Origin of the sequence: Crossiella sp. CA-258035 (assembly GCF_030064675.1) — a bacterium.
Classification (GTDB): Bacteria; Actinomycetota; Actinomycetes; order Mycobacteriales; family Pseudonocardiaceae; genus Crossiella.
Window position 1 is genome coordinate 2,807,201 of record NZ_CP116413.1, and the last position, 18,711, is coordinate 2,825,911.

Genomic DNA, 18,711 nt, shown 5'->3' on the forward strand with positions numbered 1-18,711 from the left:
CGGATCAAGAGCGCACCCGGCCATGGTTGCCACCGTGAACAACACCTACGCAGACAAGAAGGCCGTGGTCACCGGCGGTACCCACGGCATGGGCCGGGCCGTCGTGCACGCCCTGCTCGACCGCGGCGCCGAGGTCCTGCTCACCGGCCGCAACCCCGCCAACCTGGCCGCCGCCCGCACCGAGCTGGCCGGCCGCCGCGCGCACGTCCTGCCCTCCGACGCCACCGACCTCGCCGACATCGCCGAGCTGGCCACCCGCACCGCCGACACCCTGGGCCGGATCGACCTGCTGTTCGTCAACGTCGGCCTGGCCCGCCTGGAACCCTTCGCCGAGGTCACCGAAGCCAGCTACGACGAGACCTTCGCGGTCAACACCAAGGGCGCGTTCTTCACCGTCCAGCGCCTGGCCCCGCTGCTGGCCGACGGCGGCGCGGTGGTGCTGACCACCTCGATCGCCGACGAGGGCGGCACCGACATCCTGACCGCCTACTCCGGCGCGAAGGCCGCGGTCCGCGCCTTCGCCAAGGGCATGGCCAGCGCGCTGCTGCCGAGGAACATCCGGGTCAACGTGGTCGCCCCCGGCTTCGTGGACACCCCGACCATGGGCATCGCCGGCCTGTCCGCGGCGGAGCGGGCCGCCTTCACCGCCGAGGGCGACGCGGTGACCCCGATGGGCCGCCACGGCACTCCGGCCGAGGTCGCCGCCGCGGTGCTGTTCCTGGCCTTCGAGGCCACCTTCACCACCGGTGCCCGCCTCACCGTGGACGGCGGCATCGGCCAGGCCATCAGCCGGCCCCGGTAGCTCAGTCGCGGATCAGTCGGCTGTCGGCGACCACTGCTCGCCCCAGCCGACCTCCCGGGCCGCCCGGTAGTCCGCGCCGTGCCGCTTGGTCACCGTCACCTCGGCCAGCCCGTCCGCGCCGGTGCACAGCCGCAGCGACACCAAACCCTTGCGCTTCACCGGATACCGCAGCACCCGGTTCGCCGCCCGAGCGGCCGGTTCGTTCGCCACCGCGACGTAGGAGAACTTCTCGTCCTCGAAGTTGAGCGTGCCCTCCTTGATCACCCGGTGCGCGCCGAGCCTGGGCAGCCGCGCGGCGAAGTGGCACCAGTCCCGCCCCGGCGTGATCGGGCAGTCCCGCTGGTGCGGGCACGGCGCGACCACCGAGCGGCCCAGCCCGATCAGCTCGTCCCTGGCCCGCAGCACCCGCTCGTACCCGGCCGGGGTGCCCGGTTCGATCAGCACCAGCAGCCGCGCCGACCCGGCCAGCCAGCGCACCGTGGCCGCCCGCACCGGCTCCGGCAGCTCACCGAGCACATAGGACAGTGTCACCACGTCCGCGGCCGGGGCCTCGGCGGCCGGGTCGATCCGCCCGCGCCGCCAGCTGGTGCCGCGCAGCCGCGCCGACCCGGCCATCAGCTTCCGCCCGAGCGCCACCACTTCTGGGGCCTGTTCCAGCACGCTCAGCTCGGTCAGCGACGGCCAGGTCTCCGCCGCCGCCCACACCGCCGTGCCGGTGCCGCCGCCGACGTCGACCAGGCTGCGCGGCGCGAACTCCGGCAGCTGCCCAGCCACCTCGGCCAGCGCGGCGCGCACCGCGGCGTAGGTGCCGGGCATGCGGTACCCGGCGTAGGCGGCCGCGTCCACCGGGCTGACCAGGATCGGCTCGGTCGCGGCCACGCCCTGCCGGTAGCGGGTGATCAGCCGGGTGACCGCGCGCGCCAGCTCCGGCTGCGGGAAACCGCGCAGCGCGGTGTCCAATGCGGACTGGAGTTCCTCGGGCAGGGCGGTCATGGCACGGATTCTGCCTTCCCGCCGGCGGCCCTCGGCGTGCGCCTCCGGTCGCGGGTCCCACCGCTCCAGGGTGCCGTTCGCGCCAGCCGCAAGGTCCCGGCCAACCGGTCGGTCAGGTGGCCGCGAGCCCCGCCAGCTCCGGCGCGACCTTCTCCGCCAGCGAGTGCGCCTGCTCCCGCGACTGACTGGCCAGCTCCCGCAGCTCGGCCATGGCCGGGTTGACATCGGCCAGGGTCAGCTCGGCGTCGACCACCCGGAGGTCCATCGCGAACACATCGGCCAGGATGCGGTGCAGCCACGGCGTCCCGTGGTCCCAGCCCTCCCGGGGCGTGCCGGGCCCGTAGCCGCCGCCCCGCGCCACGATCAACGCCGCGGGCCTGCCCTTGAGCGGCTGCTGCCCCGAGGCCGGGGACAGCCGGGGCTCGGTGAGCAGCAGGTCGATCCAGGCCTTGGCCTGCTGCGGCACCCCGAAGTTGTACAGCGGCGCGGTCAGCAGCAACCCGTCCGCGCCCAGCAGCTCATCGACCAGTTCGGTGGCCAGCCCGGCCGCCGCCCGGTGCCCGTCAGTCCACTCTTCAGGGGGGGTCCACCCGGTGGCGACGGAGTTCGCCCAGGCGTCGGCGGGCAGCGGATGCCGCCCGAGGTCACGGCGCGTCACCGGGGTGCCGGGCCGCGCGGCGAGCCAGTGCCGCTCGAAGGTGTCACCCAGCGCCCGGCTGACCGAGCCCTCGGTCCGAATGCTCGAGTCCACACGCAGCAGAGTCATCGTCTTCCCTCCAGAAGCGCTGCTCCCCAGAACAGCTGTCCACAAGATGTTCTGCTCAACAGACCATCTTGTCAACAGAACGTATCCCCGGCCACAAACGGCATAGGATGAGCAGGTGACCCGAAACCACCATCGACCAGCGCAGTTCGACTTCGGCCTGGCGCTGAGCGCGGTCGTGCGGGGTTACTTCAAAGCCGCCGACCGCGCGGTAGACGACCTGCCCGGCGGCCCCCGCGGCTACCAGGTGCTCAGCGCCGCGGCCCGCGGCGAGGCCCCCAGCCAGATCGCCCTGGCCCAGCAACTCGGCGTCGACCGCACCGTCATGACCTACCTGCTGGACGACCTGGAACGCGCCGGCTTCGTCGAACGCCGCCCCGACCCCGCCGACCGCCGCTCCCGCCAGATCGTCATCACCGCCCCAGGCCAACAAGAACTCTGCCGCCTGGAACGCAAACTCAACGCGGTCGAAGACACCGTCCTAACCCCCCTCACCCCCACCGAACGCGAAACCCTCCGCGACATGCTGTCCCGCCTGGCCGCCTACGCCGGCGACGTCCCCAACGCCTGCCAACTCGCCGAACACACCCTCACCGACCCTTCCAAACCCACCGGCTCCTGCTGACCCACCCGGCCGCGCTGGTTTTGGCCCTCGGAAGCGGCCCCGCTATGCTCGGCTAGTCGCTTGACCAGCACGTTCGCCGCAGCGGCCGCGCCACCCAAGCCGAAGATCAGGACGAGAAGCAACCTTTTCGGCCGGAAAAGCGTTCCGCAGAGGAAGCGGCGGGCGGGGCGGGGAACACGCGGGCCGGGCCCGGGTCACACGGGTCCGAAGAAGCGGTGTGGCGGCCGGGCGAGCAAGCGGTGTGACGGGCCGGGACGAGCAGGCGGTATGGCGCGGCCGGGGCGAGCAAGAGGTGTGGCCGGGACGAGCAAGAGGCGTGGCGGTGGCGGCCGGGGCGAGGCAGGTCGGCACCGGCAGATCGGCCCTGGGCGGCCCTGGTGGATCGGCATCGCTGAGGCCGGCCGGCACCGGGCAGGACGGGCGTCGACGACTCGCGGCCCAGCGGTTCGCGTTGCGATCCAGCGGTTCGCGTTGCGGCCCGGCGGTTCGCGTGCGCGCTGGTTCGCGGGGTCACAGGTGTTCGCGGCCCCAGGCGCCGAGGGGGCGGAGTGCCTCGTTGAGGGCGATGCCGCGCGGCGTCAGCGAGTACTCGACGTGCGGCACCGGTCCGGGGCGGGCGTGCCGGTCGATGATCCCGTCGGCGATCAGCTCGCGGAGTTGGTCGGTGAGCACCTTCTCGCTGACGCCGGGCACCAATCGCCGGAGTTCGCCGTAGCGCTGCGGCTGCTGGCCGAGGGCCCACAGGATGAGGACCTTCCACTTGCCGCTGATGACCTCCATCGCGGCGTCCAGGCCGCAGTGGGTCGGGCGGGTTCGGACGCTCATGTGCGCACCCCCAATCGAGGCCAGGATAACGCCGTGGGGCACGCACTTTGATGTGCGTACTTGAGGTGAATTGCGGGGCGGCCTAGGTTGAAAATGTGATTACAGTGCTGGGACTTGGTCGTATGGGGTCGGCGATTGCCGGGGCTTTCGTGAAATCCGGGTATTCGACGACGGTGTGGAATCGATCCGGTGGCAAAGCTGAGCCGCTGGTCGCGCGGGGTGCGGAACGTGCGGGAAGTGTGGCTGACGCGGTGACCGCCAGCGACATTCTGGTGGTGTGCGTCCTCGACTACGCCGCGCTGTACGAGGTGCTCGATCCGGTGCGCGGGCAGTTGGCCGGGAAGGTTCTGGTGAACCTCACCTCCGGTCTGCCCAGCGAGGCGCGGGCTGCCTCGGACTGGGCGCGGGAGTGTGGTCTGCGATATCTGGACGGCGCGGTGCTGGCCGTGCCGCCGGCGGTGGGGCAGCCGCAGACTCAATTGTTCTATGCCGGTGACCAGCAGGTTTTTCGCGAATGCGAGCCGCTGCTCGGTGCGTTGGGCAGCAGTGTGTACTTCGGCGCGGACCCGGGCAGCGCGGCCAACTTCGACCTCGCTCTGCTCGGCATTCTGTGGGCCACCCTGACCAGCGCGCTCCAGGGTTTCGCGCTGGTTGGCTCGGGGAAGCGGCTGTTGCCGTTCGCGGAGTCGTGGCTGACCAATGTGGTGCTGCCCAGTATTCGAGGCGCGGCGAGACAGGTCGACTCCGGTGAATACGGGAATTCGGTGTCCACGGTTTCCCTGAATGCGGCCGGGCTGGCGAAAATGGTCGAGGCCGGTCGTGAGCAGGGAATAGCGATCGATCTCATGGTTCCCGTCAAGGAATTTCTGGACAAACGGGTCGCCCAGGGATTCGGTGCGGACAGTCTGGCCAGCATGTTCGAGGTCATCAGGAATCCGGGCGCGCCGACCGGTGCACCGCCTCCAGGCGAGCCAGCTCCTCGTCGGTGAGCCGCAGCGACCCCGCGGCGATGTTGGCCGCCAGGTGCTCCGGGTTGCCGGTGCCGGGAATGGCCAGCACGTGCGGCCCGCGCCGCAGGGTCCAGGCCAGCCGGACCTGTGCGGTGCTCACCCCGCGTGCGGTGGCGATGGCCAGCACCTCGGTGTCCTCCGCCCCGCCCGCGCCGGACTCCTTGCCCGCCCCGGCGATGGCGAAGAACGGCACGAACGCCACGCCCTGCTCGCCGCACAGCCGCAGGAACTCGTCCTGCCTGGCGGGCGCGCCGATGCCGTACTGGTTCTGCACGCACACCACCGGCGCGATCGCCTGCGCCTCGGCCAGGTGGTGCGCCCGCACGTTCGAGATGCCCAGGTGCCGGATCAACCCGGCCGCGCGCAGTTCGGCCAGCGCGCCGAAGTGCTCTGCGATCGACTCCGGTCCGTGCACCCGCAGGTTCACCACATCGAGGTGGTCCCGGCCCAGCTGCCGCAGGTTCTCCTCGACCTGCCCGCGCAGCTGCTCCGGGCGCGCCAACGGCAACCACTCCCCGGACGGGTCCTTGCCCGGACCGACCTTGGTGGTGATCACCAGGTCGTCCGGGTACGGCGCCAGCGCGGTGTTGATCAGCTCGTTGGCCGAGCGCAGCGGCGAGAAGTAGAAGGCGGCGGTGTCGATGTGGTTGACGCCCAGCTCGAGCGCCCGGCGCAGCACTGAGATCGCGCGGTCCCGGTCGCTGGGGGAGCCGTCGGCCTGGTGGGTCAGGCGCATCGCGCCGAAGCCGACGCGGTGCACGGTCAGGTCGCCGAGGGTCCAGCTGCCCGCGTCGGCCGCGGTGATCGTTTCCCAGGTCATGCCGGAAGTCTGCCCCGTCACCCGGCCGTGTGTGCCGCCCGCCCTACCGACCGGGTGGTAAGGCGGAGGGGCGGGCGGCGTCCGCGTGGCCAGCGTGGACCGGTTGTCAGCCGGTGCGCGTCGGCTTCGTCCGGGTCGGTGGCGGGGTGGTCGGCCTGGTCGAGGTCGGCGGCCGGCTCGGCGTCGTGGTCACCGGTCTGCCACCGGCGCTCGTGGTCGGCGGCGGGGGCGCGGCGTTGCGGGTCCGGGTCGGCTTCGGCCGCTCGCCAGCCGCCTCGACGGCTGGCGGCCGCGGCTGATCGCTGTGCAGGTACCGCCCCTCGACCTCCGGCAGCCCGGCCACCGGCAGGTCGTTCATGATCCCGCCCTGCCCGTTGTCGCCGTTCATCGCGCGGAACCAGGTGCGCGCCGAGTACTTCCCGCCGTAGATGTACCGGCCCTGCGCACACGGTCGCGGCGGCTGGTCCGGGCCGCCGTCGCACAGGGTCTGCGGCGCCGAGGTGTCGTCGAAGGTGAACACCGCGGCCGACAGCTGCGGGGTGAAGCCGAGGAAACCGGCCGACTTGTGCTCCTGGGTGGTGCCGGTCTTGCCGGCCATCGGCCGGTCCCACTTCACCAGCTTGGCCGCCGTGGTCGCGGTGCCGCCCAGGGTGTCCTTGCTCAGCGCCACCGTCATCGCGTTCGCCAGCCCCGGCTGCACCGCCTGCTCGCACTTCTGCTCCTGCACCGGAACCGGCTGGTCCTTGCGGTCCAGCACCGCCTCGACCGGGCTGGGCGGACACCACATGCCCTCACTGGCCAGGGTCGCGCCGACGTTGGCCAGCTCCAGCGTGCTGGTCGGCGTGGGGCCGAGGGTGAACGAGCCGAAGTTCTGCTCGGCGAAGAACCGGCCGATCGGGCGCTTCTTCCGGTCCTCCGTCGCGGTCATGGTGCCCAGCGTGCGCAGGCCGAGTCGCTGCGCCATGTCCACCGCGGCCTTCACCCCGACGCGCTCCAGCAGGTGCACGAAGGTGGTGTTCGGCGACTTCGCCAGCGCGTCCTGCAGGCTCATCCGGGGCGGGTAGTTGCTGTTCTCGGCGTTCTGCACGCAGTACTTGCGCAGGCCCATCGCGCCCTGCGGGCAGCTGGCCCCGCCGCCGAGGAAGACGTTGGAGACGTAGGTGCCGGGCACCGGCACCGACTCGTTCAGCGTGCCGCCCTGTTCCAGCAGCGCGGCCGCGGTGAAGATCTTGTAGATCGACCCGGCGCCGTGGTTCTGCGGCGCGTACGGCAGGCCGAGGGTGGTCTGGTGGGCCTTGCGGTTCAGGCCGTAGGTGCGGTTCGCGGTCAGCGCGACCACGCGGTGTTTGTCCTTGCCGGGCTTGATGATGGCCATCGCGTTGGCCACGTTCGGGGTCTGCGGCGGGACTTCCTTGTCCACCGAGGCCTTGGCCTTGGCCAGCGCGTTCCGGTCCAGGGTGGTCTTGATCGTGTAGCCGCCGCGGCGCAGGTCATCCCGCTGGAAGCCGGAGTTTTCCAGGTACTTCAACGCGTAGTCGCAGAAGTAGCCGGGGTCGCCGACCCCGACGCAGCCGTTGGGCGGCCGCGCGGGTGTGGGCGAGAGGTCGAGGTTGGTCTTCTTCTCTGCCTCGCCGACATCGGCCGGGAGGCGGCCCTGGCGCACCATCTCGTCGATGACCACGTTGCGCCGCTCCAGCGCCCGCTCCGGGTGCCGGTAGGGGTTGAGCGCGCTCGGCTCGTTGACGATCCCGGCCAGCAACGCGGCCTGGGCGACGGTCAGCTTGTCCTGGGTGGTGTCGAAGTAGGCGCGCGCCGCGGCCTGGATGCCGAAGGAGTTCTGCCCGAACGGCACGGTGTTGAGGTAGCGGGTCAGGATCTCGTCCTTGCTCAGGGTTTGTTCGAGCTGCAGCGCGATCCGCAGCTCGCGGATCTTGCGCGCCATCGACTGCTCCTGCGCCCTGGTGCGTTCCACCGGGGTCTTGGCCGAGATGTGCGTGAGGTGGTTCTTCACGTACTGCTGGGTCAGGGTCGAGCCGCCCTGCGAGATCCGCCCGGCGACCGCGTTCGAGATGGCGGCTCGCCCCAGCGCCACCGGATCCACGCCTTCGTGGTCGTAGAACCGGTGGTCCTCGATCGCCACCATCGCCGACTTCACCGTGTTGGAGATCTCGTGCGCCGGAACCGGCACCCGGTACTGGTCGTAGATGTGGGCGAACGGCTTCCCGTCGGTGTCCAGCAGCGCGGTCATCTGCGGCACCTCGTCGGCGATCAGCTCCGCCGCGGTCCGATTCACATCATCGCTGGCCAGCACTGCCACCGCGCCCGCGCCCCCGGCGAGCGGGAACAACACGCCCGCGGCCAGCATCCCGGCCAGCGCGCACAGTCCAACCAGCTTCAACACCCCGCCCGTGACCCGCCGCGACCGGGGCGGCCCCGGATCGGCCTCGTCCAGCAGGGTGTCGAACGGTGTGCCCGTGGATCCCGTCATCGCGATCAACCCGCCGTTCGGAGTGCCCAGGTATCTCCCATGGTGGTAGCCCGAGTACCGCACAGGCAACCAACTCGATCAGGTGGCGTGTCGCCTACCGCCTGTTGCGGACCGCGTTTCCCGCGGGCGTGGCCTGGGTGCGGACGTGCCAGAGGGTGCCGGGGCGAGCCGAGGCCAGACGGAGCCAGGCGACGTCAGTCGGGGCTGCGGGCGAGGTGCGTCGAGGCGACGTGCGAGCGTGCCGGGGCCGAGCGGATCGCGGAGCCGGTGGGCTGTTGCGATGCCCACGGGCTGGGGCGCTGCCCAGGCCGATGCGCGTCGGCACCACTCGAGCCACGCCGACAGCGGCGACGCGACGTCGGCGGCGACACGGTGACGGCGGCGACACGGCGATGGCGATGCGTCGGCGGTGAGGTGCCGTAGCCAGCGGCGGGTCCGCGGTCCGCCGCGCGACCACCCACCTCGGAGCCGACGACCGGGCCGTTGAGCTAGCGCTGGGCCGACGCGTTGTGGCTGTAGCGCCGGGCCTGGGACAGTCGGAGCCCCGAGCCTCGGACAGCCGGGCTCAGCTGTACCTGGGCTGTGTCCGGCCCGCGTCTTCCCCGCCCCCGCCCTCCGCTTCCTCTGCGGAACGCTTTTCGGGCCGAAAAGGTTGCTTTCCGTCTTGATCTTCGCGTCGGCTGGGCCAGCGAATGCCGGTTGAGCCGATCTCAGTCTACCGCGCCGCGAGCGACCGACTCAGCTGCCCCGCCAGCCCCCGTACCCCGGCGGCAGCCTTCTGAACAGCGAAAACAGTCCGTCGAGCACAGCACAAGCGCGGCCGGGGCATCGCAGCTATCCACAGGCTCAGTCGAAAAAGTCGAGGACCCCGTCACCCGGACGGGGTCCTCGTTCACACTCCATTCGAGTGAGCGGCCGAAGTCAGGGCGCCATGGAGAACCAGTTGAACGTCTCCACCATCTGCCGGGTCGTGCCCACGTAACGCGGTCCGGTCAGCTCCCACCGGTTCACCGTCCGGTAGGTGCCGGGCTTGAGGCTCTCGTCCTCGGCGGTCTCCGGGTTGTCGTCCACCGGCAGGTACTCGTTGATCACCCGGCGGGTCAGTGTCACGTCCAGCGACTCGTACGCCGACTGGGTCTTCAGGTAGTCGCCGTCGCCGTGGTCCCAGGCGCGGCCCGGGTCGGCCAGCTTGAGCTGCACCGTGTTGCCGCCGAAGGAGCCCTTGGCCGCGACCACGGTGACGATGTGGCCGCCGTTGCGCTCCAGGCTGCCGGTCTGGGGGCCTTCCTGGTAGCGGCCGTAGACCAGTTGGACGGGGCCCTCGTTCAGCTTCTTGGCCAGGTCGCCGGAGAAGTCGGCGCTGGTGTGGCTGCTGGTGTTGCCGGAGGTGGTGGTCCAGCCGGCGTCGCGGGCCTTCTTGGTGGCGATGGTGAAGGCGTTGCGCAGGTTGCCCATGCTGGTGCCGCCGTCGTACTTGGCGTCCACGCCGATGCGCCCGATCGAGTTGGTGATGACGTTGTAGTCGGCCTGGTCCTTGGGGTTGAGGTTGCGCAGGTCGGTGGTGAGCCAGCCGACCGGGGCGTTCTTCTCGTGCGCCCAGTAGTGCAGCACGTTGTACAGCGAGGCGGGGCCGCAGTGGGCGCTGCCGTTGTTCTCCAGGCCGGCGCGGAACTGGTCGACGTCGCTGACGCCGCACTGCTTGACGTCGAAGTCGGCGCCGCTGACATCGGTGGAGCGGACGCAGGTGGGCGGGGGAGCGATGTCCGCCGATGCGGCGCCGGGGAGCGCGGCCATGGTGGCGGCGGTCGCTGCTGCGGCGAGGATCAGGGTGCTGGCCTTGCGGATCATGGCTCCTACCTTCGGTTTCTCCGCCGCCCCTCGCGGCGTGATAGGTAGAGCCTGTTCTCCGGGACCCCCCACGGGCATGAGGGGCGACCCCCCAAATCCGCCCCCGACCCCCCTACACCAGGGCTTGTGCCAGGTCCCGGCGGCCGGTGATGCCGAGCTTGGTGTAGATCCGCCCCAGGTGGTTCTCCACGGTCTTGGGCGTCACGAACAGCTCCTGCGCGATCTCCCGGTTGGCCCGCCCGGCCGCGGCCAGCCCGGCGACCCGGCGTTCGCTGGCGGTCAGCGCCTCGGGGCCGGCGAACACCGGTCGCCGCGGCCGGTCGCCGAGGGCCTCCAGGGCTTGCACCGCGCGTTGCCGCAGCGCCGCCGAGCCGCAGTCCCCGGCCAGGTCGATGCCCCGGTGCAGCACCTCGCGGGCGTCCCCGCGCCGGCGCCCGACCCGCAGCGCCTCGCCCAGGTCGACCAGGGATCTGGCCAGTTCCAGCCGCGCCGGGCTCGCCCGCAGCACCGCGACGGACTCGGTCAGCAGGTCCAGCCGCCGGTCCGGGTCGGCGTGGGCGAGCAGCCGCAGCGCCGCCCCGACCTCGGTGGCCGCGCCCCACCTGCGGGCGATGGCCAGCTGTTCGGTGGCCAGCGTGCCCGCCTCGGCGGTGTCGCCGAGCAGCATGGCCGCGCGCACCGCGGGGGCCCGCCAGGGGATGGTCGGCGGGTCCAGGCCGGCCTCTGCCATCAGGTCCCGCTGCCGGGCGGACTCGGCGCGGGCCAGGCGGGGATCGTTGCGGCCCAACGCGATCAGCGCCCTGGGCTCGTGCAGCCAGATGGTCGGCATCATGGTCGGGCGGTCCGGGTGCGCGGTGTCGAAGCGGTCCAGCGCGGCGGCCGCGCCGTCCAGGTCGCCGCGTTCCAGGGCGGCGTAGGCGGTGAAGTGGGTGCCGGTGGCGCGCAGGGCGATCACGTGCGGGGCCGGGTCCTCATGGGTGATCGCGGCCAGCGCACCCTCGGACTCGGCGTCCACCGCGGCCACGTCACCGAGCCGCCAGTTCAGGAACAGTCCCGCGTTGGCCACCATGGCGAACTCCACCGGCGAGCCGTGCGCGCGCACCCGCAGCCGCGCCCGGTCGATCTCCCGCCGCGCCGGCTCCACACCGTCCGCGGAGATCAGCGCCAGCAGCGCGACCACCCAGGCGACCATGGCCTCGCTGGAGCCGGTGGCGTCGTCGAAGTAGGCGCCGTTGGCCAGCGCCCGGCTCGCGGTGGCGGCGACCTCGGCGGCGGGGGAGACCTCGTAGCGGCCCATCTGGGCGAGCAGCCCGAGCAGCGTCCGCTCATCCGGTGTGCCGCCCGGCAGATCGGCGTATCCGCGCAGGTGAGCCGAGGAGCGGTGGCGTTCTTCGGCCACGAACGAGCGGATCACCGCCAGCCGCGCCTCCAGGTGCAGCCGCCCGGCGTCCCGGTCCCCGGCGGGCCGGGCCCGGATCGCGGCCTCCAGCTCGGCGATGGCGGTGGCCGGGCCGTCGACCACCGCGGTCGCCGAGGCCGCGGCGGCGAGCAGTTCCGCGTCGGGCAGACCGGCGGCCGCGGCGCGCAGCTCGTCCCTGGCCCGCGCGGCCTCCCCGGTGCGCAGCAGCGCCCGCCCCAGCTCCGCCCGCAACGCCGGATCGTCCGGGTCCTCGTCCACCGCCCTGGTCAGGTGCTCGGTCGCGGTCCGGGCGTCCCCGGCGGCCAGCAGCGCCACCGCGGCCCGGCGCAGCACCGCGGCCGCCTCCGGCAGGGTCCCGCGCGGGGCCTGCGCCAGGTGCGCGGCGATCCGGTCGGCCGGCGCGTTCGCCGCCGCCAGCTCGACCGCGGCCCGCGCGTGCAACCCCCGGCGGGCCACCGGGCCCAGGTCGGCGAGCACTGCCTCGCGCACCACCGGATGCACGAAGACCAGGTGGTCCCCGTCGCTGACCAGCACGTTCGCCGCGGCGAGCGCTTCGGCCGCGGCGGTCAGCCCGGCCGGGTCGAGTCCGGTGATCGTCGCCGCCTGCCACGGGTCGCTGCCCACGCCGAGCACCGCGGCCGCTCCGGCCAGCCGCACCGCCGCAGCGGGCAACCGCCCCAGCGCGGCCCGGAACACCGTGCTCGGCCCCAGCGTGCCGACCCGCGCCGCCGTCGCCGACTCATCGAGGGGCAGGCCGAGTGCGTCCAGTTCGTCGACCAGAACCCTTGCCAGGAAAGGGTTTCCGCCGCTGGCCGCGTGCAGTGCCGCGACCACCGCCGGTGCGGCGGCCGGTCCGGGGCGGGCGGCCAGCAGTGCGGTCAGCGCCGCGGCGGTCAGTGGCCGTGGCAGCACCCGCTCGGCCTGCCGGGACACGCTCAGCTGGGCCAGCGGCCCGGTGTTCTCCGCGGGTGGCCGAGTGGCCACGACCAGCGCGATCGGCAGGTCGGCGATCCGCCGCGACAGGTAGACCAGGAACTGCGCGGAGGACAGGTCGGCCCAGTGCGCGTCGTCCACGGTGATCAGCAGCGGCCGGGACGCGGACAGGTCCACCGCCACCCACCACAGCGAGTGCAGGGTGCGGGCCAGCTCCGCCTCGCTCGGGTCGGTGGCCGCGGCGTCCAGCGCGCGCAACGCGTCCCCGGACGGCCCGGCCAGCAGCGCGGCCCTGATCTCCCCGGTGTAGCGGGAGACCGACCGCTCCACCATCTGCCGCACCACACCCCAGGCCATCGCGCTCTCCAGCGCGTCGCCGACGGCCTGCAACCGGCCGAAACCGCGTGCCTTGGCCAGGTCCCTGGTGGCCTGCACCAGGCGGGTCTTGCCGATCCCGGCGCGGCCCTCGATCAGCACCACCCGGCCCTCGCCGCGGGCGGCCGAGTCCAGCGCCGCCTCGATCCGGGAAAGCTCCGACTCGCGTTCCAGGACGGCGGAGTCAGGCGTGCGCACGGCCGGATCGTAACCGCGAAAACCGCCGGTGGAGCCGCTGATACCCCGTGGTGATCAACCTGGGCGATCGCCGTGACCCGGTTGGCCGAACACCGGTCGCGCGGCAGCGGAGTTCAGAGCGCGGCGGCGCCGTCCAGGACCATCCGCCAGTGCACCAGGTTGTGGCAGGTGATCAGGATGTTCGGATGCCACGGCCCGAGCACCCGCACCTGGTCGTCGAGCACCCTGGCCAGCTCGGTCACCGCCGCCGCCGGATCACCGGCGTGGCCGCGCCAGCGGGCCAGGTTGTGCCGCGTGGTCAGCGTGTTCGGGTGCCAGGGGCCGAGGGCGAAGATCTGGTCCCGCAGCAGCCGTTCCAGCTCGGTCACCGCGGTCGTGGCGTCGCCGGTCGCGCCGCGCCAGCGGGCCAGGTCGTGCCGGGTGGTCAGGGTGTCCGGGTGGCGCGCGCCGAGGACCCGCTCCTGCTCGCGCAGCACCGCCGCCAGCTCGGGCACGGTGCGCGCGTGCTCACCGGCGTGACCACGCCAGCGGGCCATGTTGTGCCGGGTGGTCAGGGCGTGCGGATGGCGTGGCCCGAGCACCCGTTCCTGGTCGGCGAGCACCCGCTCCAGCTCCCGCACCGCGCCCGCCGCGTCACCGGTCTCGCCGCGCCAGTAGGCGGCGTTGTGCCGCGCGGTCAACGTGCTCGGGTGATCCGCGCCGACCAACTGCCGGGTGAGCCGGTGCAGCCGGTGGAACCAGCGGGTGGCCGCGGCGACCTGCCCGCTCTCGCCGAGGCTGTTGCCCGCGTGGAAGAGCAGCTCGTGCTCGGCGGTCCAGCGCTGGCCCGCGGTGTGCCGGTGCAGCGCCGCGGTGTTCGCCCGCAGCGCCCGCACCAGCGGCAGGTCCTCCTCCACCGGCGGCCACACCTGGCGCAGCGCGTCCGCGACCAGCTTCGCCCAGCAGGGCAGGCGTTCGCCCAGCTCCTCCCGCGCGGCTCGCTGCACCAGCGTGTGCACCCGGACCGCGCGGTGCGGCGTGCCGGGGTCGTGGGTCACCAGGTTCATCCGGTGCAGCCCGCGCAGCGCGGTGCGCGCCTGCTCGGCGTCCACCGGTCTGCCGACGATCTCGCCGAGGTGCTCGAGCACGGCCGGGCTGGTGAACACCGCTTCCGGCGCGCCGTTGGGGTCCAGCACGCTGGCCACGGTCAGCAGCGGCCGGGCCAGCCCCGCCGGTTCCAGCCGGTCGGCGCGCTCGACCGACAGCGACCAGGCCGCGGCGACCGTGGCCAGGTGCTCATCGGGCAGCGCGTCCCGCTCCGGCAGCAACGAGTCCAGTCGCCGCCGCCGGTCGGCCAGCCGCGCGCGGTACTGCGCGCAGGTCAGGTCCTGGTCGATGATGTACGCGCTGGCCTGCGCCAACGCCAGCGGCAGCCGGCCGAGGTCCTCGGCGAGGCCGTCCGCCCCGGTTAGTAGGCGCGGGGTCCCGGCGAACCTCGCGGCCAGGTAGGCGGCCGCTTCGGCGGCGCTGAACAGCCCGACGTCCAGGATCCGGCGTCCCGCGCCGCGCAGTGCCGCGTCCCGCCGGCGGGTGGTGGCCAGCACCGGGCCCGGCGGCCACAGCCCGTTGAGGTCGGCCGGCGCGCGGACGTCGTCCAGGACCACCAGCCAGCGCCGCGGTGTGTGTGCCAGCCAGGCGAGGAAGCGTTCCGCGGCGAGCTCCGCGCCACCGCCGAAGCCGGTCAGGTCGGCGTAGGCGGAGGCGTAGGCGGCGATCACCGCCTCGCGGGAGTTCGCGGTCACCCAGACGAGCAGGTCCAGGTCGCCGGAGAGGCGGCGGACGTGGTCGGCGGCGAGCTGGGTCTTGCCGGCCCCGGCGGGACCGGAGAGCACTACCGCGGCCCCAGCCCCGTGGCCATGATCGGCACCAGGCCGGTTCCCGCCCTCGGCACCCGGGCCGTTCCCGCTCCCGCTTCCGGTCGCGTTCCTGGCCGCGGGCTCGGTCAGCTCGGCCAGCCGCGTCCCCTCCGCGCGCGGCTGGAAGCAGTCCGCCCGGGGCGGCACCACCCCGTACCGCCTCGGCCAGCGCGGCTCCGCGGTCGACGCCCCGGCGGCCCCGTGGAAGTGCACGCCCCCGTGGACCTGCCCCACCATCGCCGCGCCACCCCGCACCCCTCCGGTGAGCGCATTCCTGTTCACGTGTCCTGCCCCCTGCTACCAGGCGATTTACCTGTACAACCACCACTCGCGAACGAGTGATGGCAGTCACGCTAATGGGTGTGTCAACACGAGTTGCTGGGCGGTCCGCATACTTGGGGTCGCCGCGCTTGTGCGCGACAAACGGAACAAATCGGGCTCGAATCCGATGGCATCGAGTCGTCTGTCTATTGTGGACACCGTCGGCGCTGGGACTGTCTCGCGGCGGCCGCGCCGGCGGTCAGCCGGTCGCTCCCGATCGGCGGTCCTCGTCGTCGATATCCGTATGGGTGTCCGGAGAACGCACAACTTCGTTGGGCCGAACGGGTGCTTCGATGTACCGCCTTTTCCGTACCGCGACCGTTTCGGAAAGTGCGGTGACGAACGCCTCAGCACGGCTTCGCAACGGCGCTCGCGTCTGCGCGCCAACGGCAACGCCGCTGCTCCGGCGAGGGCGAAAGTTGCTGATCATGATGGGTGCGACCGGCAGAACCGGCTCGCGGCAACCCATCGGAAGTCGAGTGGCCGAGTCCTATTAGCAGTATTCTTCTCCGATTCGTTACCCTCTCTGTGGGGGTACTTCTCAACTGGCCAGAACGGAGACGTTCGTGTTCACGCCGCACCCGGTTCGGCGAAGCCGTATCACCAGTTCGAAGGTCACCTGGCGGGCCGCGATGCCACGCATCGCGCACGGCCCGGCAAGTGCGAACGGGAGTCAGGCCACGGTCACCGAACCGTCCAACACCACCACTGGGCAGCAGGACCTGTTCGCGCTCGAGCGCGAGCCAGCACAGCCGGTAGATGACCGCGTCGATCTGCCCGTCGACGAGTTTCCGCAGGTGGAGCTGACCGGCGAGGACGACGTCCTCCCGCCGGAGATCAGCTTCGAGCTGTTCCTTGAACGCCTGGACGAAGTCCTGCGCGCCGAGGCCGACGCCAACTCGGTGAGGTCCTGATCCACCAGCCCTGACCCGTTGGCGGGTCGGGAACTTCCCCTCGACGGGCATCGCACCGCCGAGGACGCTAGCGGTCGCGCCAAGATCACCTGATCTTCCTCAGGCCGCGACCCGGGGGCGCAGGACTACCCCGATCGGGTCACCCAGCACATCAAGCACCTCAGGTTCACCCGTTCGGGGCCACTTGCCGGTCACCCGGCCACTGGCCCCGGCGAAGCCGTGCGGCGTTGGCTGGTGCCGGACCACTCCGGCATCGGCCGAGCCGCTCGCTGGGTCGGGGTGACTGCCCACGTTGGGGTAACTGTCCACATGGGACGGTCGCTTCCGCTTGCCTTCCGCCGGTTGCTGCCTGTCTGCCGCCGCCGCTGTCTTCCGCCGGTTGGCGATTGGCCCGATGTCAGCGCCAGCGCCGAGCCGGTGTCGGTCGCTGACGAACTCGTGCCGGGTCCGTGATGCGCTGCGCCGCGTGCCGCCGCGAGCGGGGTGGCGGCGGGCTCCGGAGACGCGAGACGCTTCTGCCGCAAGCGAAATCCGCCGTCAGCGCGTTCGATGGCTGGCGGCGGTCGCGGTCGTCGCTCAGCGTTGGGGATGTCCTTGTGGCCGCTCGACTTCGCCCGTTCGTGTGGCAGACGGGGAGCGGATGCCATCGCCCCGCCTCGGACGCGTCCTGCCAGCCCGGTGCCGGTTGCGTTGGGCCAGCCCGCTGCCGGTTCGTGGTCGTCCGTCGCTCGTGCTGGTCGCCCCGAAGGGCGCGAGATCCCCTCATGCGACCGGCGCTTGCGGCGGCTCTTTCGTCGACGCCTCGTTGGCTTCCCGCGCTGTCTCGACCGTTGCCCCGCTGTCGCCAGGTTCGCGGCGTTGCTGCTCGCTCGACGGGGCGGCAACGGGCAAGACGCTCGCGCGCGTCGCTCCTGATCGCCGGTGTGCTCTCGGGTCCGACGCCGACGCCCGACGGCTGCCTGGACACGTGGCTCCGCGCGCTCGGAGCGTCACGCTGACCCGGTCGCGTGCCCGCGCCTATCCGCGCGCCAGGACCGTCCGGCTGCGCGCCGCGGCCAAGATCGCCCGGGTCGCCCGGCTGGCCTGTGCGGGTGGCCACGTCGCGCCGGCCGGTGGCCCGGTCGCGCCAGGCGAGGGCTGGGGTGGCTGGGCACTCGGCTGGGCTGGGGGTGCTCGGCTGAGCTGGGCTCGGTGGCTGGCCTGGGCTGGGCTGGCTTGGTCTGGATGGCTGGCCTGGGCTGGCTGGCTTGGTCTGATCGGTGGCCGGGTGGGCCGTCGCTGGCCCGCTTGTTTCCCCGCCCGCGCCTCCGCTTCCTCTGCGGAACGCTTTTCGGGCCGAAAAGGTTGCTTTCCGTCTTGATCTTGGGTGGCTGGTGGTGGTCTGGCGGTCCTTGTTCTTGGGCTGTGAGTACGTGTTTCCGGTGGTCAAGTGGCGTGCTGGGGCGAGTCTGGCAGAGGTTGGGGAAGCGTTCGCGTGCCGAAAAAGGGTTCGCGGTCTGGGGGAGGTGGCCGTGAGGGGGGCAGCGGCTGCAGGTAGCGCGAGTTCGGAGGTGCTCCGGGGACTGGCGTGGGGATGGGTCGGCCGTGGCTGTTGGGCAGGCGTGGGTGGCGGGGGTAGGCGCGGGTGGCGAGTTGGGTCTGGGGATTCGCTCGTTCGTGAGTGGCGGTGCCACCCGGTCACCGGACTCAATGGGGTGTGACGCCTGTGGTTGACGCTAGGTCCAGTCCTCCTCCCCGGCTGCCAGTCTTCGTTCGATTCCCTGGGCCGCGGTTTGGAGGGCGGGGGCTTGTTTGGCGAGGTCGGCTCGGACCGTGTGCAGGACCATGCCCAGGGCGGCGAGGACTGTTCCGTCAGCGTCGCGGACGGGGACGGCCACCGAGCAGGTGCCCAGGGTCATTTCCTCGGAGGTCAGGGCGTAGCCGCGGCGGCGGACCTCGGTGAGTTCGCGGAGCAGGCGGCCTGGTTCGACGATGGTGTACTTGGTGCATCTGGCTGGGGCTGTGGTGCAGAAGCGGTGGATGAAGTCCGGGTCCTGGTGGGCCAGCAGGATCTTGCCCACTCCGGTGGCGTGCAGGGGGAGGCGGCTGCCTGCTCGGGAGATGATCGCTACTGAGCGGTGGCCGCTGAGGCGGTCCACGTACAGGGCCTCGTCGCCTGCTCGGACGGCCAGGTGGATGTTCTCGCGGGTGGTTTCGTAGAGCTCCTGCATGAACGGCAGCGCTGCTTCGCGGAGGCGGTTGACCGCGGGGGTGAGCATGCCCAGCTCCCACAGGCGCAGGCCTATCCGGTAGCCGCCGTCGGGGTCCTTGGTGATCGCGCCCCAGTCGGTCAGGTCGCGGAGCAGGCGGTGGGTGGTGGCCAGGGGGAGGCCGGCTCGGCGGGACATCTCGGAGAGGGTCTGGCGAGGGTGGGCCGGGGTGAAGGTGGCGAGCAGGGTGAGGGCGCGCAGGGTGACCGAGCGTGGCGGTTGACTGTCCATT

13 protein-coding genes are annotated in these 18,711 nt (G+C 72.3%); 4 read left to right on the forward strand and 9 right to left on the reverse strand.

The genetic code is table 11. The features are described 5' to 3' along the window. Positions 1–34 precede the first annotated feature (34 nt). Complete coding sequence (locus N8J89_RS12915; RefSeq protein WP_502868444.1) at positions 35–802, forward strand: SDR family oxidoreductase; 768 nt, start codon at positions 35–37, stop codon at positions 800–802. Between the two features lie 12 nt (positions 803–814). On the opposite strand, the gene N8J89_RS12920 is transcribed toward N8J89_RS12915, so the two are convergent. Together N8J89_RS12920 and N8J89_RS12925 are read right to left on the reverse strand one after the other, a co-directional pair. Then, positions 815–1,795 (reverse strand): small ribosomal subunit Rsm22 family protein, encoded by a 981-nt coding sequence (locus N8J89_RS12920; RefSeq protein ID WP_283664580.1) that lies wholly within the window; start codon positions 1,793–1,795, stop codon positions 815–817. A 112-nt stretch (positions 1,796–1,907) separates the two neighbouring features. Further along, a complete protein-coding gene (locus tag N8J89_RS12925; RefSeq protein WP_283664581.1) occupies positions 1,908–2,561 on the reverse strand; it encodes an FMN-dependent NADH-azoreductase in 654 nt (217 codons plus the stop codon). A 115-nt stretch (positions 2,562–2,676) separates the two neighbouring features. Here N8J89_RS12925 and N8J89_RS12930 point away from each other — a divergent pair, with 115 nt between their 5' ends. Continuing rightward, positions 2,677–3,183 carry a MarR family winged helix-turn-helix transcriptional regulator gene (locus N8J89_RS12930; protein WP_283664582.1) on the forward strand — a complete coding sequence of 169 codons (507 nt, stop codon included), beginning with the start codon at positions 2,677–2,679 and terminating at the stop codon, positions 3,181–3,183. A 510-nt stretch (positions 3,184–3,693) separates the two neighbouring features. On the opposite strand, the gene N8J89_RS12935 is transcribed toward N8J89_RS12930, so the two are convergent. After that, the gene (locus N8J89_RS12935; protein ID WP_252483279.1) at positions 3,694–4,008 is read right to left on the reverse strand and encodes a winged helix-turn-helix transcriptional regulator; all 315 of its coding nucleotides are present in this window, start codon (positions 4,006–4,008) and stop codon (positions 3,694–3,696) included. Between the two features lie 95 nt (positions 4,009–4,103). On the opposite strand from N8J89_RS12935, the gene N8J89_RS12940 reads away from it, so the two are divergent. Then, positions 4,104–4,997 (forward strand): NAD(P)-dependent oxidoreductase, encoded by an 894-nt coding sequence (locus N8J89_RS12940; RefSeq protein WP_283664583.1) that lies wholly within the window; start codon positions 4,104–4,106, stop codon positions 4,995–4,997. On the opposite strand, the gene N8J89_RS12945 is transcribed toward N8J89_RS12940, so the two are convergent. From N8J89_RS12945 to N8J89_RS12965, 5 genes are all read right to left on the reverse strand, one after another. Further along, positions 4,936–5,838, reverse strand: a complete 903-nt coding sequence (locus N8J89_RS12945) for an aldo/keto reductase (protein WP_283664584.1) — start codon at positions 5,836–5,838, stop codon at positions 4,936–4,938. The two genes, N8J89_RS12940 and N8J89_RS12945, sit on opposite strands and share 62 nt — an antisense overlap. Positions 5,839–5,944: 106 nt before the next feature. Then, positions 5,945–8,326, reverse strand: coding sequence for a transglycosylase domain-containing protein (locus N8J89_RS12950; RefSeq protein WP_283664585.1), 2,382 nt, complete (start codon positions 8,324–8,326; stop codon positions 5,945–5,947). Positions 8,327–9,247: 921 nt separating this feature from the next. After that, entirely contained in the window at positions 9,248–10,174 is a 927-nt protein-coding gene (locus tag N8J89_RS12955) for a hypothetical protein (RefSeq protein WP_283664586.1), read from the reverse strand. A 112-nt stretch (positions 10,175–10,286) separates the two neighbouring features. Beyond that, positions 10,287–13,100 carry a helix-turn-helix transcriptional regulator gene (locus tag N8J89_RS12960; protein WP_283664587.1) on the reverse strand — a complete coding sequence of 938 codons (2,814 nt, stop codon included), beginning with the start codon at positions 13,098–13,100 and terminating at the stop codon, positions 10,287–10,289. Positions 13,101–13,213: 113 nt separating this feature from the next. After that, on the reverse strand, positions 13,214–15,277 hold the full coding sequence (locus N8J89_RS12965; protein ID WP_283664588.1) for a tetratricopeptide repeat protein: 2,064 nt from the start codon (positions 15,275–15,277) through the stop codon (positions 13,214–13,216). 605 nt (positions 15,278–15,882) lie between these two features. On the opposite strand from N8J89_RS12965, the gene N8J89_RS12970 reads away from it, so the two are divergent. Then, a complete protein-coding gene (locus tag N8J89_RS12970) occupies positions 15,883–16,230 on the forward strand; it encodes a hypothetical protein (RefSeq protein WP_283664589.1) in 348 nt (115 codons plus the stop codon). A gap of 1,715 nt (positions 16,231–17,945) precedes the next feature. Here the strand turns inward: N8J89_RS12970 and N8J89_RS12975 are convergent. Further along, positions 17,946–18,710, reverse strand: coding sequence for an IclR family transcriptional regulator (locus N8J89_RS12975; protein ID WP_283664590.1), 765 nt, complete (start codon positions 18,708–18,710; stop codon positions 17,946–17,948). Between the last annotated feature and the right edge of the window lies 1 nt (position 18,711).

Excerpts from the sequence above, each read along its gene's own strand:
- N8J89_RS12920 (WP_283664580.1), bottom strand. The coding sequence starts at position 1,795 with ATGACCGCCCTGCCCGAGGAACTCCAGTCCGCATTGGACACCGCGCTG.
- N8J89_RS12945 (WP_283664584.1), bottom strand. The coding sequence starts at position 5,838 with ATGACCTGGGAAACGATCACCGCGGCCGACGCGGGCAGCTGGACCCTC.
- N8J89_RS12950 (WP_283664585.1), bottom strand. The coding sequence starts at position 8,326 with ATGACGGGATCCACGGGCACACCGTTCGACACCCTGCTGGACGAGGCC.
- N8J89_RS12925 (WP_283664581.1), bottom strand. The coding sequence starts at position 2,561 with ATGACTCTGCTGCGTGTGGACTCGAGCATTCGGACCGAGGGCTCGGTC.
- N8J89_RS12975 (WP_283664590.1), bottom strand. The coding sequence starts at position 18,710 with ATGGACAGTCAACCGCCACGCTCGGTCACCCTGCGCGCCCTCACCCTG.
- N8J89_RS12955 (WP_283664586.1), bottom strand. The coding sequence starts at position 10,174 with ATGATCCGCAAGGCCAGCACCCTGATCCTCGCCGCAGCAGCGACCGCC.
- N8J89_RS12935 (WP_252483279.1), bottom strand. The coding sequence starts at position 4,008 with ATGAGCGTCCGAACCCGCCCGACCCACTGCGGCCTGGACGCCGCGATG.